17 protein-coding genes are annotated in these 15,680 nt (G+C 52.9%); 5 read left to right on the forward strand and 12 right to left on the reverse strand.

What is annotated here, in order from left to right; all coding sequences use genetic code 11:
- Positions 1–50 precede the first annotated feature (50 nt).
- The 5 genes from O5O45_RS07695 to O5O45_RS07715 form a co-directional block, all read right to left on the reverse strand.
- Positions 51–428 (reverse strand): hypothetical protein, encoded by a 378-nt coding sequence (locus O5O45_RS07695; RefSeq protein ID WP_305904635.1) that lies wholly within the window; start codon positions 426–428, stop codon positions 51–53.
- Positions 429–453: 25 nt separating this feature from the next.
- Complete coding sequence (locus O5O45_RS07700) at positions 454–1,293, reverse strand: zinc metalloprotease (protein WP_305904636.1); 840 nt, start codon at positions 1,291–1,293, stop codon at positions 454–456.
- A gap of 791 nt (positions 1,294–2,084) precedes the next feature.
- Positions 2,085–2,849, reverse strand: a complete 765-nt coding sequence (locus tag O5O45_RS07705) for a hypothetical protein (protein ID WP_305904637.1) — start codon at positions 2,847–2,849, stop codon at positions 2,085–2,087.
- A gap of 83 nt (positions 2,850–2,932) precedes the next feature.
- Positions 2,933–3,361 carry a GNAT family N-acetyltransferase gene (locus tag O5O45_RS07710; protein WP_305904638.1) on the reverse strand — a complete coding sequence of 143 codons (429 nt, stop codon included), beginning with the start codon at positions 3,359–3,361 and terminating at the stop codon, positions 2,933–2,935.
- Positions 3,362–3,514: 153 nt separating this feature from the next.
- The gene (locus tag O5O45_RS07715) at positions 3,515–4,507 is read right to left on the reverse strand and encodes an aldo/keto reductase (RefSeq protein ID WP_305904639.1); all 993 of its coding nucleotides are present in this window, start codon (positions 4,505–4,507) and stop codon (positions 3,515–3,517) included.
- Positions 4,508–4,753: 246 nt separating this feature from the next.
- Between O5O45_RS07715 and O5O45_RS07720 the strand changes: the two genes are divergently transcribed.
- Positions 4,754–5,701, forward strand: a complete 948-nt coding sequence (locus O5O45_RS07720) for an AraC family transcriptional regulator (RefSeq protein ID WP_305904640.1) — start codon at positions 4,754–4,756, stop codon at positions 5,699–5,701.
- Between the two features lie 12 nt (positions 5,702–5,713).
- On the opposite strand, the gene O5O45_RS07725 is transcribed toward O5O45_RS07720, so the two are convergent.
- From O5O45_RS07725 to O5O45_RS07745, 5 genes are all read right to left on the reverse strand, one after another.
- Entirely contained in the window at positions 5,714–6,643 is a 930-nt protein-coding gene (locus O5O45_RS07725) for a mechanosensitive ion channel family protein (RefSeq protein ID WP_305904641.1), read from the reverse strand.
- 438 nt (positions 6,644–7,081) lie between these two features.
- Positions 7,082–7,555 carry a DUF2141 domain-containing protein gene (locus O5O45_RS07730; protein ID WP_305904642.1) on the reverse strand — a complete coding sequence of 158 codons (474 nt, stop codon included), beginning with the start codon at positions 7,553–7,555 and terminating at the stop codon, positions 7,082–7,084.
- A gap of 77 nt (positions 7,556–7,632) precedes the next feature.
- Positions 7,633–8,247, reverse strand: coding sequence for a peroxiredoxin-like family protein (locus O5O45_RS07735; RefSeq protein WP_305904643.1), 615 nt, complete (start codon positions 8,245–8,247; stop codon positions 7,633–7,635).
- Positions 8,248–8,283: 36 nt separating this feature from the next.
- Positions 8,284–9,315: an NAD-dependent epimerase/dehydratase family protein gene (locus O5O45_RS07740; RefSeq protein WP_305904644.1), complete on the reverse strand. Its 1,032-nt coding sequence runs from the start codon at positions 9,313–9,315 to the stop codon at positions 8,284–8,286.
- 210 nt (positions 9,316–9,525) lie between these two features.
- A complete protein-coding gene (locus tag O5O45_RS07745; RefSeq protein WP_305904645.1) occupies positions 9,526–10,161 on the reverse strand; it encodes a hypothetical protein in 636 nt (211 codons plus the stop codon).
- Positions 10,162–10,638: 477 nt separating this feature from the next.
- Between O5O45_RS07745 and gbpA the strand changes: the two genes are divergently transcribed.
- Positions 10,639–12,087 carry an N-acetylglucosamine-binding protein GbpA gene (gene gbpA / locus O5O45_RS07750; protein WP_305904646.1) on the forward strand — a complete coding sequence of 483 codons (1,449 nt, stop codon included), beginning with the start codon at positions 10,639–10,641 and terminating at the stop codon, positions 12,085–12,087.
- A 129-nt stretch (positions 12,088–12,216) separates the two neighbouring features.
- Here the strand turns inward: gbpA and O5O45_RS07755 are convergent, their stop codons facing one another.
- Positions 12,217–12,558 (reverse strand): DUF6488 family protein, encoded by a 342-nt coding sequence (locus tag O5O45_RS07755; RefSeq protein ID WP_305904647.1) that lies wholly within the window; start codon positions 12,556–12,558, stop codon positions 12,217–12,219.
- A gap of 250 nt (positions 12,559–12,808) precedes the next feature.
- On the opposite strand from O5O45_RS07755, the gene O5O45_RS07760 reads away from it, so the two are divergent.
- Complete coding sequence (locus O5O45_RS07760) at positions 12,809–13,261, forward strand: hypothetical protein (protein WP_305904648.1); 453 nt, start codon at positions 12,809–12,811, stop codon at positions 13,259–13,261.
- 44 nt (positions 13,262–13,305) lie between these two features.
- Here the strand turns inward: O5O45_RS07760 and O5O45_RS07765 are convergent, their stop codons facing one another.
- Positions 13,306–13,734: a host attachment protein gene (locus tag O5O45_RS07765; RefSeq protein ID WP_305904649.1), complete on the reverse strand. Its 429-nt coding sequence runs from the start codon at positions 13,732–13,734 to the stop codon at positions 13,306–13,308.
- Between the two features lie 272 nt (positions 13,735–14,006).
- Here O5O45_RS07765 and O5O45_RS07770 point away from each other — a divergent pair, with 272 nt between their 5' ends.
- Together O5O45_RS07770 and O5O45_RS07775 are read left to right on the forward strand one after the other, a co-directional pair.
- A complete protein-coding gene (locus O5O45_RS07770) occupies positions 14,007–14,585 on the forward strand; it encodes an HD domain-containing protein (protein ID WP_305904650.1) in 579 nt (192 codons plus the stop codon).
- Between the two features lie 80 nt (positions 14,586–14,665).
- Complete coding sequence (locus O5O45_RS07775; RefSeq protein ID WP_305904651.1) at positions 14,666–15,334, forward strand: nucleotidyltransferase; 669 nt, start codon at positions 14,666–14,668, stop codon at positions 15,332–15,334.
- The last annotated feature ends 346 nt before the right edge of the window (positions 15,335–15,680 follow it).

A 15,680-nucleotide genomic window follows, 5' to 3' on the forward strand; every position in this document is an offset into this window, starting at 1 on the left:
GGTATGCCGTCAATTTTTCACGCTAGCGGTCAGCCGTAGCATGTGCAAACCTACTTTTTTTCCCAGGGGCTTTCAGCAGATAGTTCACGTTTCAGTATCTTCACATCGCACTTGTCGTTAACGCTAAATTCATAACTTATTCTATCAATTCGCTCTTCTTGGGCAATTGATATTGTGTAAGTGTTTGATGTGGTTAGTTTTATTTCAGTTATTCCTCCACCCCCTGCATGAGAGTAGTTCTCGCCGATGTCTTTTAGTATTACTTGCAAAACTTCTTGAGACTTTTTAGTGGGTGTATTAGCACAAAGTTTATTGTTTTCCATTGTATTCTGTCCTCCAGCGACTGCATGTGTGCAGCCAAATAATGTTGATAATGATAGCGCTAGACACGCAGTCTTCATCGGCTTCTTTTGTAATGTTGGTTTCATTGGATTTCTTTTTAGTGTAGTGAAGTTACTTACGCTTTGGCTTAACAGTGATATGAGCGTTTGAGGCTGCTTCTGGAAGCGTTCTTGGGTAGTGTCTTTTTCTCTTCGGAGCCCAGTCAGCCGCATTCGTCATATTACCCTTTTTGGTAAAATCAATTATTGCCCGTCTCCATGGGTTAGCATGTCGATCTCGAAGTTCCATACCTTGGCCCATTACGGAGTACTTATCCGTGTCGGCAACACCGTAACAAGGCCCGAGGTTTGTATTACCTGAAGAAGGGCAATGTTTTTTCCCTATGTCTACATGTCCTAAGCCAAGTAGATGGCCGATTTCATGGACGTGAGCTCGTTGCATAATAGGATTGCCCTTGCTGTCAGTACCTTTTTGAACAGAATTTGTGTCAAGGCTATCATACAGCTTTGAGTGAGATCCAAACCACGTTTCAGATTTATCCAATCTGACAACCTCAATTACATGGTGAAATTTTTTTGCGGGGGAATAGTCATCGCCATATAGTTCCAAGCGACACCAAATGTTAGGTAAATATTTTATTCCTGCATCAACGTACTCAAACTCAGAAAAATTATTTACTAGCCAAAACTTTCCATGCCAGAAATTCTTAGCTGAGCTTACAAAGTTGGCTTTCCATGAGAGCCACTCTGAGCTTGACCATTTTACAATTTTACGAGCGGTGGCGCTTTTATCGCCGTAGTCATTGTATGTGCCTGTTGCTGCGCCGCCGGACGGGTTGATTTGTTTGAAGCCTAAACGGAGTTGAATTGTGAGGTCTGCATTATTGTAGGCATCACAGATATCTGTATCTATTACAGCATCCCATGAGGATTTTTTGATCGTTTTTTTCATTTATTTGATATTCCATTATGCTACGTGTGACAAGTTATGGATAACTACTGAAAAAATGTAAGAAAGCTGCCAAGAACTATTTGGAAGAGCATTGTGGCGGAATTATTGCCTGCTCTCGATTGACTTATTGGCAGCCAGTAACCTCCTAGAAAAACAGATTGTAGAAAGGAATGGTATTGTCTTTTTTTGATAATCCTTATGGGGTGTTGAGTCTTATGAAGTTGGTCGCCTGCTCCATGGTCAAGTGGTTAAATGTTGAGATGCTTATTCCGTCTGGTGCTCCGTGCAGCCTAAAGAAACCATGAATAATCTATAGTTATCGTAATATCTTTCTACATTGGGAGCTTGATCAAATATGTATGGGGCTTTTAGATAGCTCGCCCCTATCTCACAGGGGGGGCTTCCATTTGCCATTGCGATAGTTCTTTTCTGGCCTTCATCCGCTGCCTTGATAGCGGAATTTGTTTTATAACCAAACACATGCTTGATATGGTGACACGGAGCTTCCACTTTGATTGGAATGCTGGTTTTGAGCGTGATGATCTTTACTCAATGTCCGCCGAATGCACGGACATCACGCGATAAGCCAAGCGAGCCCAGTTCGGTTTTGGTGTTCCTCCCGCTTATGAACGCTTTTAATCATTGAGATAAATCTGATACTCCGCTCCTTCGAAAACCTCGGCTATGCGAGCATATAGATGGAGACTTTTGGGTTTCCTTAAGTTTTCGCATGACTGAACTCGGGTCGCTTGTGTTCATAGGGAGTATGGGCGCCGAGATTAAAGAAATATCTATTCCGTATATTTCAAAACCAAAACCGGATTATCAACAATAAAACCACGAAGCATTTCCTTCATGTCTTCATCAAACTCATCGCGATAGATTTGATCCAGGACGTCGATCAGTTTTTGTATGGCGTTGTCGTCGAGGGGTTTGGTTTTCAGGAATGCGAGGTAGGATGCGCCGAGTCCGACTAGTTGGTATCCGAAATGGTCGTCCAGGTGTTTGGCGAGGATGGCGTTTTCGAATGGGTTCAGGTCGCTGGTGAAGTAGCCGTTGGGGAAGGCGAAAATCGTTTCGTGGCTGGCGGTGACTGGGACTTTCAGCAAGTAAGTTTCTGCGTTAATGAGGGCGAGAGGGTCTGCATTAACGTCTTCGATGTCTTCGGGGGCGTCTTCATTTAGGCTCACGCCTTTGGCGATGACGTCGGCAAGGGGGTGTTCCTTGAGTCTGGCTTCCATGTTGCGTCGGCGAATCGGAAACTCGTCTTTGTGGCTCAGATAACCTTTGTGCTCGCCGTCTTCGAAACATTCTGACGGCAGTTTGGATAAATCAAAGCCATCCGTATTGTCCAGGTCATGAGACAGCTTTGAATGCATGGAGGTGTAACAGGCTTGTCCGAGGTCGTCTAATGTCAGCAGAAAGCGGTAATCGGGATGGCTGGCCGACAACTCGCGGTAAGCAGTGAGTATTTCTTCCAGACTGTCGATGTCAGTGATGCGGTAGCGGTCGCACAGGAAGTCTTCGCTAGGCGTGTCGATGTATTCCAGGTTCATGTTTTTCACCTTTTACATGCTGAGCGCCTACACAAATCTTGTCAGCGCTAAAATCTCAAATGGGTGGGGCTAAGTCTTCAGTCCTAAAGCCCTTGATAAATCTCTGGCTTCCAAACCTGCATCAGGATGTCTGGATTCTCCACTTGGGTGAAACCAAACTGGGAGTAGAGACCGTGGGCGTCTCGCGTCGCCAGCATCATGCGCCTCAATCCCTGCAGATCGGGGTGGTCCATGACCTGGGTCATCAGGAGTTTGCTCAAGCCTTTGCCGCGGTGGGCATCCAGTATGAAAACGTCCGCCAGATAAGCAAAAGTGGCTTTGTCAGTGATCAGACGGGCGAAGCCGACCTGTTTGTCTTCCGGATCAAAAACGCCGAAGCAGAGAGAATTGGCGATGGCTTTGCCCAATAGCTCTTTGGGAATGCCGCTGGCCCAATAACTGGTGGAGATAAAACCATGGATGACATCCAAATCCATCTCATCCAAATTCGTACTGATTCTGTAGCCCTGCATGTGCGCTCCTTGAGCCGTATTTTGACTGACATTGATCGTTAAAAATAGGCCAGTGAAATGTATCAGTAGAGGCGTTATTTCGGAAGAAGATAGTAGCTGAGTAATAGGCCCGACTGTTTGCTTTGGCGAAACCGTCGGGCGTGGACATGAACGTTAGTACCTGGAACCCGCCGTCGAGCCCATTGGCAGTTTTGCGTTGATCAGGTCTACGTCTTCCGCATCCAGTTGCAGAGATGCGGCGGCGAGGTTTTCCTGTAAGCGGCTTAGACGACTGCTGCCGGGGATGGGGATGATGTCTTCACCCTGGCGCAGCAGCCAGGCCAGTGCGATTTGCGCGGCGGTGGCGTTATGACGCTGGGCGATGGCGGCCAATACATCCACAAACTTTTTGTTGGCCTCAATGGCCTCGTCGCTGAAGCGGGGGTTGTTGCGGCGCCAGTCTTCTTCGCTCAGCGCTTTGCCTGTCGCGATTTTCCCGGTCAGAAAGCCTCGTCCAAGAGGACTGTAAGGCACTAACGCCACGCCTAATTCCCGGCAGGCGGGCAGGGCGTCCGCTTCCGGTTCGCGGCTCCACAGCGAGTACTCGTTTTGTACCGCGGCGAGAGGATGTACGGCGTGAGCGCGGCGGATTTGCTCGCCGGTCGCTTCACTGATGCCCAAATGACGCACTTTACCTTCTTTGACGAGTTCCGCCATGGCGCCAAGGGTGCATTCCAGAGGCGTTTCCGGGTCGATGCGGTGATAGTAGTAGAGATCGATAACATCTACGTCCAATCTGAGTAGGCTGTCTTCGCAGCATTGGCGCACATACTCAGGGCGTCCGTTAATGCCGCGAGTCTGAGTGGCTTCATCCCAGGTGATGCCGAACTTGGTGGCGATGACGGCCTGTTCGCGCACGGGCTTCAGTGCGCGGCCCACTAGTGATTCGTTGCGACCCGCGGCGTAGAAGTCTGAGGTGTCGAAGAAGTTCATGCCCATCTCCAGCGCCTGTCGCAGAAAGCTTTCGGAGTCCTTTTCGTCATGCTCCTTGGAGCCATCAAACGGGCGGTAAAAGGCGTTCAGTCCCATACAACCCAATCCCAGGCGGGAAACAAACAGGTTGCTTGAGCCTAACTGGACCTTGCCTAATCGTGATGAATCGTTCATATCTGTCTCCCTGTGCGGTCGTTCACTCATGGATGGAGCGTCGTCGCTAAAGGCTCCGTATAGCGGACGACGTATATTCATGCTAGGAGAAGGAAGGCGTGAACTGAATGCACGATTCTACGGCGTCCTTGCCTGATTCTGTCGTATGCTGTGATCAACAGGAGCGCAGGCCCTTTGGGCCTGATAGAATTTGCATACCGAATTCAACGATGGCGCATCCCGGAGGATGACATGGGAGAGATGGCGATGAACGATAAAATCATTTACAACCGTGAGTCGAAACCCAGCATCGAAGCGTGTCTGGACGCGCACAACAAAAGCCTGTTCGTTGACCTTTTGGGGCAGCATGCGAAGCAGGTAGGCGTGAACCATACACCGCTGCCGGAAGTCACGACATTCAGAGTCGTCAAACCCTCACCGCGGCAGCCGGTGGTGTACGAACCGGCGATCGTCATCGTCGGGCAGGGCGGCAAGCGCGGATACGTAGGTGAGCAGACCTATACTTACGACGCCTATAACTATCTGGTGCTGTCCGTGCCGCTACCGTTTGAGTGCGAAATCTACGACGCATCCCCTGAATCGCCTTTGCTCGGTTTGCGCATACTGGTGGATACTCTTGCTTTGAATGATCTGTTGATCGATATGGGCGAACCGCCCTCCCGAACCTCCGGCGACATTCCCAAAAGTATCTACTCGACGCCCCTCAACGATACCTTGATTGAAGCCTGCATCCGTCTGGTGAAGGTGCTCTCTGACCCGGCGGAAGCCAGGATTCTGGGGCCGCAGATTCTGCGTGAGATCTATTATCGGGTGTTATGCGGTGATCGTGGCGAGACGCTGCGGGCGGCGGCCAATCACAACAGTCGCGTGGCCCAGATCGCCAAGGTGCTGAACATGATCCATCAGCAGTACGATCAACCTTTGGACATTGATACGATGGCGCGGGCGGCCAATATGAGCCCCTCCACCTTGCACCATAACTTCAAGGCGGTGACGGACTGTTCGCCATTGCAGTACCTGAAGAGCATTCGCCTGCATCAGGCTCGCAATTTGTTGGCGAGAGGCGGCATCAACGCCAGCACGGCGGCGATGAAAGTGGGCTATGTGAGCCCGTCGCAGTTCAGCAGGGAGTTTAAGCGCTTGTTTGGCGCGCCGCCCCGGGACAGCAATCTGGGGGCGGCGATGGAAGTCTAGGGCGGAAGCCGGCTAGATGGTGGTGCGCACCAGCGCTGCGTCAGGAAGCGGCTCTGGCGCATTTTGATCTGGAGTCGGCAGCGCTTCTGTCTGAGATGTTTCCGCGCTCGTTTCTTCATTGGCCTCTACCGGCGGCGCAAACAAAAGCATATTGATCATCTGCTCCTGCTGCAGCCGGGCGTCGGCGCGGCAAGGGAGCGTTACCACGAATTTGTGCTTGGCCACGTCCGTCGTGGTGAAGCGGAATTTTGGGATCACGTCCTGCAAGATCAAGCGCCGACTGCGGATTAAAGGAATGAAATCCTTGTTTTCTTTCTGGAACTCGCTCCAGTATTTGTCCAGCGCTTCCTTCATTCTCAATGAGTACTCGTAGGAGCGCTGGAAATCCGGCTCTGTGGTGATGCAGAAACTATGAATCACATAGGGACGCAGCACCGAGTGATTCTTGATCGCCGAACTCAGATACAGACTGTTCGGAATGACTACCGTTTTACCCGTACTGGAGTAAAAGTCCCGGTTCAGCTCTTTCAGCGTGGTGGTGATCAGGTTCTGGTCCACCACGTAGCCGAGATAATCGCCGGCTTCGATAATATCCCCCACGGCGAACTGACGGTTGCCCGCCCGCAGCAGCGTGCCGCTGACGCATAGGATCAGCTCCTTGGTGGCGATCACAATGGCCACGGCGAAGGCGGTCAGCGACAGAGCGAAGGTCTGAATCTGCGGCGCCCAGATCAGGATCAGGCCGATGATCAGAATCAGATAGGTTGAGTTCTTGAGGATGTTGGACCAGCGCAGCTTGAAGTCTTCCGACAGTGAATTATTGCGCTTGATCTGACGGTGAACCAGCCATCGCAACAACGCTAACGCAATCAACAGCGTTACCGTGGCGGGGACTCCTCGTGTGGACGCAATATCGATCAGACTTTTGAAACTTTCCAGCATTTTGCGGCTCTTTATCCTCTCTGTTTTAACGCTGATGTTGATCTGGGTGAAAGCTCACAGCCTGCAACATTTTCTCGCGAATTAATATTAGGGTATTCATCAATAATTCATTTTAAATACAGGGGCATAAGCGCCAATGGCGTTAATCGCCTGGGTCTTCTTTGCGACTAGACAACGCTGGAGGTCGCCGGGCGCCGCGTGAGAAGCCGCTACGATACTTATAGTTTGGCCCGTTAACGTAATTTCGCCAGACGCCAATCAGACTAGGCCCGTTGCAGAACAGAAGAAAGACGGCGTAATAAGCGGATTATTAGGAAAGTTTAATGCGCGCTGGAGGCCATCATTCGCTTAGAGGACGACGGTGGGGGGAGTCAGCCCGGCGCTGAACTGCCGGGCTTGGGCAAGAGGAAATAAGTGCAACGCTAAGACAGCCCGACGTCAATAATCCAGGTCGATGGACACTAGCTTGGACGGCTCCTGCAAGGTGAACTTGCTCTTGTCGAAACTGGGTGGTCCCATAAACCCTTTGGCGTTGTTAGAGACGCCAACACCTTCCTTGGGGATGCCCAGAAAATTGGCGTCGCAGTCGTCATTGCTGTTGGCGTCGTGACACACCGCCACCGCATAGACGCCGTAAGGCACATTGGCGAATGTGGCGTGAGCGCTGGTGTCCGTAGGTTTCACATACAACTTGATGGACGCCTTGGCGGGAGTATCGGGAAAGCCGTCGGCGGTGGTATATAAATGCACCATCAAGCCGCCCTCGTTATTCTGCAGATGTTGCAACTGCACTTCGATCGAGCCTGTGGATGTATCCGCCGCCATGGCTGTCGTGACGCCGAGCGCCGCCAGACAGCCTGCCGCGACGAGGTGCGTAAAGAGTCTGGCTTGCTTCCATGTTGGTGTGCGCATAGTTTTTCCTTCCTTATTTCCTGCAGACCAATAGCGATCTTTTAATTGTCTGCAACGACACTAATTCAACCGCCGTATTAATGGGCGGCTGCATTCTTAGGCGCAGGGGAGGCTGTTGACTCCAACTGCGCCGATGCGCTGGCATAGAAATGGCGGGCCATCTCCAATACATCGTCTACGGACCACTGGTCGTAAGCATGGACGCCGTATTTACAGGCGACCACGGCGCCATCCGGCGCGATCAGGAAGTCCGCCGGCAATCCCAATGGGCTTTCGCCTTTATCCGGATTGGCGGTTTTCATCTTGCGCGCGCCGCCTTTGATAGCGGCGGAGATTGCCCGGGGATCGATCAGGGCGCGCAGGGATCTCCCTACGCCAAATTCCTGATAAAGTTTTTTGCGCGGATCGGAGATCACATCAAAAGGCGCGTCTCCCTGAAATGGCTGCATGGACGCTTCACTGGAATGGAAGACGACAATCTCCCGTATCCCGGCGGCGACTAACTCCGCATGCCTCAACGTCATGGCGCGCATATGCATATTGCAGAAGGGGCAGCCGGCGAAGCGGCGGAACTGCAAATGGACCAGCCGTTCCGGGTCCGGCCACTGCGTTGGCTGACCTTTGATGGTGGTCAGGGTTTTGGGGGCGACGAGATCGCCTGCTTTGATTTTGTATATTAATCCTGGTTTCACGGCGGTGGGTTCCTTATTGTCCGACATGCTGTGGAATCAGGCGGCCTGGGACAGATGCGGCCAGGGGTAGCCTTGTTCCTTGAGTTCCGCGAGCGCTTCGCTCACTGCGACGCGCCAGTCTTTTTGCGGCGTATAGCCGATTTTTTTGTGGGCGTAGTCGGTGGGACACAGCCAGTCTTCCGCCACGTGCACCAGAGAACGAGTGAGGAAAGGGGAAGAGCCCGGCAGAATGGGCAGCAGCGTCTCCATCAACCAGCCAAAAGCGTAGCCTGCGAAATACGGCACGCTATAAATCGGCTTGGGTGAATTGGTTTCCTTGCAGATGAACTCAAACACTTCCCGGGTAGTGGGGAAGTCCTTGCCGCAGATATTGAAAGACTCATAGTTGTCCAACCCCTGCGCCACGGAAGCCAGGGCGAAAGATTCGCCGAGATCCGTATCCGCCACCAGCGCCATACGACTGCGCCCGCCGGACAACCAGGGCACCATGTACGTGCGCAGACGCGGCACCAGCGCCGGCACCATGCCGAGGTGGTTGCCCTTGCCGACGAAATGGCCCAGGCGCATATTGACCATCTGCGTGCCGCGCTGGCTGTTCTCGCGCATGTAATTATCCACGTCGATCAGTTTGTCGACGTGCGGCCAGTAGCCGGTGTAGCGGGGTTCGGAAAAATCGTCCTGTGGTTTGCCGTCCTTGCGGATTCCTGCGATGGCCACGGTGCTGGCGAGCAGAAATCGCTTCACGCCAGCGTTGATGCACTGGTCAATGATATCCACTGCAGGTTCGAAAAAGTGGGTGCGCTCCAATGCGGCGTGTCCCCAGAAGGCCCCCCAGGTGCCGGTATGACAGACCACATCGACGTCCTGCACCACGGCTTTGCGGTAAGCTGCATCCATCAGATCGCCGCTGCGTATCTCGCCTTTGAATTGGGGAATCAGTTTCGATGGGGTGCGACAGGCTGCGATGGGCTCAACATCCGGGCGAGCCATCAGCGCCTTGATAACGTTGCTTCCCAAAAAGCCAGTCGCGCCGGTGACCAGCACCCGCGTTTTTGGTCCTGTGTCCATGACAGTCTCCTTGTTTGCTATGACGCCCCGCCGAATCGTCACGCGCCTCTTGTCGTCGAGGAGAGTGACTATCCGGTGGGGCTGCGTTGTTGTCCTGACCGCTCATTTCCCGAACTACAGTTCGATCATACGCCTCTGTCGGGACATGGACTATGTCGTTTTTTGAGCAGGAAATGAATTACCGGCTCATTTCTATTCGTTAATCCACTGCTACTTAATTTTTTCCAAAGCGAAACGTTGCAGGCACATGCGCTGGAACTCGATGGAGGTTCCCGGCAGGTCAACTGTAAGCGTCTGGATATTTTGTTGCAGGTTCAGCGTCATGCCACGGCCGCCTCTGGTTAGGTAGCCGTCAGCATAGACAGGTCCGGCATGAATGGTGGCGCTTTGCGCGGGTACATCAATGACGCAGTTGAAGGCGACAGCAATCTGGTTATCTTTTTTCAGTTCATAAGTGCCTTCGCAGTAGGGGCTAAAACCAGTTTGAATCGGAAAATCGCCACTGGCGAGGTTGGACTTGTTCAGTTCGCCCGCTGCAGCCTGCTCCAGGGTCATGGTGCCGTCGCGACTGAAGGTCATGACTCCGTAACCGCTCATATCGACGATTTGCGCATCCACCAGCAACTGACGGGTATCTGGATCTATGGAGACGGTCCCCGGCGCTTGCGGCAAACTGCGCACGCAGGTCTGGTCGGTGGTGAAGCCGAACTCCGCTTCAAAGTAGCGATGAGGGCGATGACGCTCCCCGTAGAAATCGGAGTCTGCGTAAACATCAGCCGCGCCCGCGCTCAACCCGGCCAACAGCATGAAACTCATGCCTGCCTGGCGTTTCACTTTATCGAACATAAATACTCCTCGTATTTTAATTTCAGGTTAAGGAAACACTGGTTAACCGGGTGTTTATGCCGTCCATGCCCGGGCGACGAAGGCGTCGTTTCCGGAAGTGGCTCAACATTCTGTTTGACGTCAGATTGGTTTAAAAATTACCGGCTCGATATGTCGAAAGCAACGTGAAAACAGGGGTTTATTGTCCCGTATATGGGAAACAGAATCGCCCAAACAAAGCTTGGCGCGCGGGAGGCGCTAACGCTTGGGCTCGACGCCGGGTAACGCCAAAATTAAATACCAGTAACAGTCGTTTTATAAGTTGAATGCATACCAAAAGCATGCCAATAGCATAATGCGATTTTATTAGTCCTTTAGTTTTAGAGGCTTACAAATATGAGGTAAATAGCCGATATTGCGCAAAATATACGCGTAATAAAATCCCTGCTCTTCCTTGAAGAAAGGACTATACCAATTGATAATAAGGGGAGCTCTAATATGAACCGAGCACATACCAAGAAACTCGTCATCGGGTGTCTGGTAACTTTACCTTTCATCGCCCAAAACGTTCTCGCGCACGGCTACATCTCCAAGCCGGCGTCCCGTTCCTACCAATGTAAACTGGGGGAAAACCTTAATTGCGGCGCTATTCAGTGGGAGCCGCAGAGTGTAGAAGGCCCCGACCGCTATCCGGAAGGCGGCCCTGCCGACGGTAAAATCGCCAGCGCAGGGGTGTCTCACTTTTCCGAGTTGGATGAGCAGTCCGTCAACCGCTGGAAGAAAACGCCGATCCAGGCTGGCTCCAATACCTTTATGTGGCGCTTCACCGCCAATCACGCTACCCGTGACTGGCGTTACTACATCACCAAAGAGGGCTGGAATCCCAATGCGCCGCTGACCCGCAGTTCATTTGAAGCGCAGCCGTTCTGTAGCTACGACGGCGCCAACCAGCGTCCGCCCACGGAATTGTCTCATGAATGTAACGTGCCCAGCCGTAGCGGCTATCAGGTCATCCTGGGCGTTTGGGATGTAGGGGATACCGTCAACAGTTTCTATCAGGTAGTCGACGTTGACTTCGGCGGTGGCGGCGGCGATCCGTCCGAGCCGCAAGAGTGGCGCGACATCGGCGACATCAACCCGTCCATCGATTTGCAGGTCGGCGATCAAGTGAAAACCCGCGTCTTCGATGGCGACGGCGAGAATCCCGGACTGCAAACCGTGCTGAATATCAACTCCGTGGATGACGGCAAGAAAGATAAATGGCCATTCCTGTTGGCCAGCGCCATCAACAAAGAGTCTGACGTGCTGCGCGCCGGTAAGATGAACGCCAGAGGCGACATCGTTCCGGCCTATGGTCGCAATGACATATTCAGCAAAGCGGATTGCGAGGTTGATCGCGTCGAGATTGAAATCGTCAAAGGCGATGATGGCCCTGTTGATCCAGCTGTTGAACTAAGCGGATTGCAGGGCGAGTACATGATCGAGAATGGCATGGCGACCATCGACTTCACCGTGTCCACCAACGCGGCGATGAACGTAAGCAGCTATGTGTATGCGCCAGACGGTTCCGCAGCCGGCTTCGGTGAGGCTAAGGTGGATAACGCATCTCACAACTTCCGCATCGACATCGACAAAGCCGAGCCTGGCGCCTACTCCCTGGTGGTCAAAGGGGAGAGCGAAGACGGCAAAGTGGTGCAGAAAACCCAGGGCTTCCTGCTGAAGGAAGATGGCGGCGATACGCCTCCGGACGGTGATTACGATTACGTCTTCCCGGAAGGCCTGAGCGCCTACAAAGCGGGAACGACTGTCCTGGCCAAAGACGGCAATATCTACCGTTGTAAGCCATTCCCATACAGCGGTTGGTGCACTGTGTACAGCAAGAACGCCAACCACTACGAACCTGGCGTGGGCGCTTATTGGAGCGACGCCTGGGAGTTGGTGAAGTAACCGATTAAGGGAATTCCGATTCCTGATTTCAAGCCCCGGTTGCAGTCTGCGCCGGGGCTTTTTTTATCAGCGCACTGACGGTTTATTCAGAGGGAAGGGGCTCGCATTCGCCCCGTGGAAAACTGGAAGTTAGGGCTGACCTGTGTAGTTAGACGTGACGTAATTACCGTTATCGTCAAGGAAGATGAAAAACGTCTGCTTGACCGCGTCGGCGGCGCTGGAGTTTTCATAGCTCACCCGCCAGAAATGCTCTTCTCCCTTGTCCATGTACAGAGTCTCGACTCTTTCCGCATGGGTCCAGCTTGCGTCCAGACGTTTGGCGCCGACCATCTTCTTCATGACGAAATCTCCGCGATCCTGAGCGGTTTCCTCAGGGATTGCCTGCAGCCTGTCGTGATTGGGGTGAGCATGCGCCTGAACGACGGAGAAGGCCAGGGGGAGGCTTAGCAGAAACGCTTTGGTTTTGGTCATAGTGATTGCCGTGTCTATATAAATCCGGTTGTGAGTTCCATATACCGCAAAGCCTGCGCCAGGAGACGGGGAGATCAATGCGAGGAGATTATTCTAGTTCGACGGGATAGTCTGCGCTTCGGCCAAATGGTCGGTTTTAGGGGGCGTGAAAATGGACGATTTGACAGGAATCAGAACTGCGTCAATTATTGTTGCAAATGATAATAATTATCATTTAGGATTTTGCAAAAAGACGGAGGCTTTCATACCCATGCGTTTTCTATGTCCCACACATGAAGAATGGTATTCGCTGCAACCTGAAGAGGAGCTGGTGAATAACTGGATGCACTGGATGCATTTGTCCGGCTGCTATTATCAAAACTCACAATGGAACCGGGCCTTGCCCTATATCGGCAGTTCTTTCGATCTGGCCCGGCTGCTGTTGTCGCGACAAGGCGAAGAGCGCAAGACGGCGATTACATTGCTGACCCTGTCCGGTATTTATCTGTCCAATGTGTTTCATCATATGGGCGATGAAGTGGAGTCCAACACGGTGCTCAACACCGCCTGTGAATACTTGGCGCGCTTCAGCGAACCGACCACTAATTCCAGCGTGATGCAGTGTATGAGTTGTCTATCGGACACCCGCGCTCATGATATGTTCGTGGCGCATCATCTGAATATGCCGCTGGCGCGCCGCAGCAGTTCCCAGGCGACTCATTAGTCGCCTGGCGCTCGCTCAACGGTGTTACTGCTCGCGCGGTGACGTTATAAATAGTCCGGCAGATGTCCCCGGATGTCCTTGATCGGGTGCACGGTGAGATTTTTATCGACCTCCGCCGCCACGCAATGACGCACGTTGGCGTTCATCTGACGTCTTAACACGCCCAGAAAGGTGGGTTCGGAGAGAATGTACAACTTGTCATACTGCTTTTTGTTGAGCCCTTCGTTCAGGCGCTCATTGACGCGCTTGGCGAATCTCTCTACTTCTTCATGCTTTTTACGATCCGCTTCGCCGTAGGAGTGGTTGCCTGAGCCGTTCATCATTCCGCCGTTGCGGTCTGAGACGATTTCCTGTTCCATCAGTCGGTTGATAGGGTGGGTGAGGGTTTCCAGTTCCTGTAACGCGCCTTTCGGGGTGTCGCAGGAAAACAGTCTGGCGTGGGTGGTGTCCGCCGCTAGTACCCATGTAGTCATAAAAACTCCTCTGGTTAACGGTTTTAGTAAGCAATCGCTGGTGCGGCATTCCGCCGCAATTACCGCCACACACTGCTTGAGTGTAACCCATACTTTGGAGAATCGCCTGAAACGGCGAAAAGCAGTAAACAAGACATCCCGGGTTCACCTGTCGCCATATTCCGCTATAATGGCGCGTCGGCGCACAACGCCGATGGATGGCGGATAACAACTCAGTGCGGTTCGCTCCGCTAAAAATCAAGTATCGGACAGCCGGTTCAACCGGAAAAATATTGGGAAACACCAAAGACGATTTCGATTTTTCGACCTCTTTCTTTTCTTCCTCCTCAACGACTTCTTCCGAAGTCACCTTGCATCAAGCTGCGGTCATCGCAGCGCATCCAGCGACTAAAGAATATCTGTCAGGTCTGTTATGGGATCTGGACGGCGTGCGTCAACCATTGCGTTATCACCCTGAAGAAGATGCGCTCTATCACTCATTACAAGTGTTCGAACTGGCCTACGCCGAAACCCGGGACCCGGAGCTTTGGGCCGCTGCGCTCTTTCATGACATAGGCAAAAGCGTCGATCAGCAGGATCACTGCGCGGTCGGCGCCGCCATGGTGCGGGGCGTGCTGTCCAGCCGGGTGGAGTGGTTGATCGCTCATCATCTGGATCTGTTGCTGGCGCCGCAGCGCACGCGTCGACGCCTGAGCGGCTCTACGCGTCTGCAGGACTTGATCTGCCTGCGGCGCTGGGATCTGGGCGGACGCTCGCTTACCGCTAAAGTACGCAACCCGGAGCTGGCGCTGCAATTGACGCTGGATGCATTGGTCGCCGCTGGCGCGCAGCATTCTGATTCAGCGTCTTAAGGCCGCGCAGGCGCAGTGATGCGCCAGCTAATTAAGATATCAATTTGATTTTCACGGCGCAGATCCGCGCCGGTCCATTTATGAAAAATAAACGTAATAACCGCATTCGCCGCCTGTTGGTGATTGAGGCGGCGCGCCTGATGTATGAAGAAGGCGTGGATCAGTATCTGGACGCCAAGCGTAAGGCGGCGAAACGGTTGGTGGGCGGCTATACGCTGCACTTGCCCTCCAATGGGGAAATCTCCGAGGAAATATACCGCATGGCGCGTTTTGAAGAGCCTGACGCGGTAGCGCAGAGGCTATTCAGCATGCGGATCCTGGCGATGGATGTGATGGAGCAACTGACGCTGTTCAATCCGCGACTGATTGGCTCGGTCAGCACCGGCCGCATACGCGCCAGCAGCGATATTGATCTGCACGTGTTCGTCGATATGCCGGAGACGCTGTTTCGCTATCTCGATGAATTGGCGTGGCCGTATGAAACCAAGAGCGTTTGCATACGCAAAGAGGGTCGTTTTATGGAGTTCACCCATGTCTATCTGGATATGGAGTTTCCCGTGGAGTTATCGGTGTATCCCTTGCAGGACTTGCGGGTAAGGGGGCGCAGCAGCACTGATGGCAAGCCTATTGACCGCCTTTCCGTGGGACGCTTGCGGACGCTGATCATGCATGAACATCCTGAGCAATGGGAGGCGTTGATTTATGGCGGCGGTGTCGATGAAGTCTGCGTTGAAGCGCTTGCGGACTGAGCTTACGGCGAGATGGCCAAAGGTTAATACACGGCGTGGCGATGATCTCCGCCCTTGTGACTGACGGCTAAAATAAGTATGGTCAATAAATGACCGGCGCTGGTCGCCGGTTCAACATGCAAAGGGTGTCGCGTGTTCGTGAGGAGCAGATTTGGCTCTTCGTCTTTATCGCCGATGAGGTTTTCGGGCGATAAAAAACCGACGCGACGCTATATGGAAAAGGGAGGATTGCAATGGCGCGGTATCCGACGATAACCGTACAAAGCAACCAAACTGCAGGATGTCGGGCGTGTGGACGCCTGCTGTGGATCGACGCGTCAAACCCAATCTGATGTGACTGGGACCG

It is taken from the genome of Hahella sp. HNIBRBA332 (genome assembly GCF_030719035.1).
GTDB lineage: Bacteria > Pseudomonadota > Gammaproteobacteria > Pseudomonadales > Oleiphilaceae > Hahella.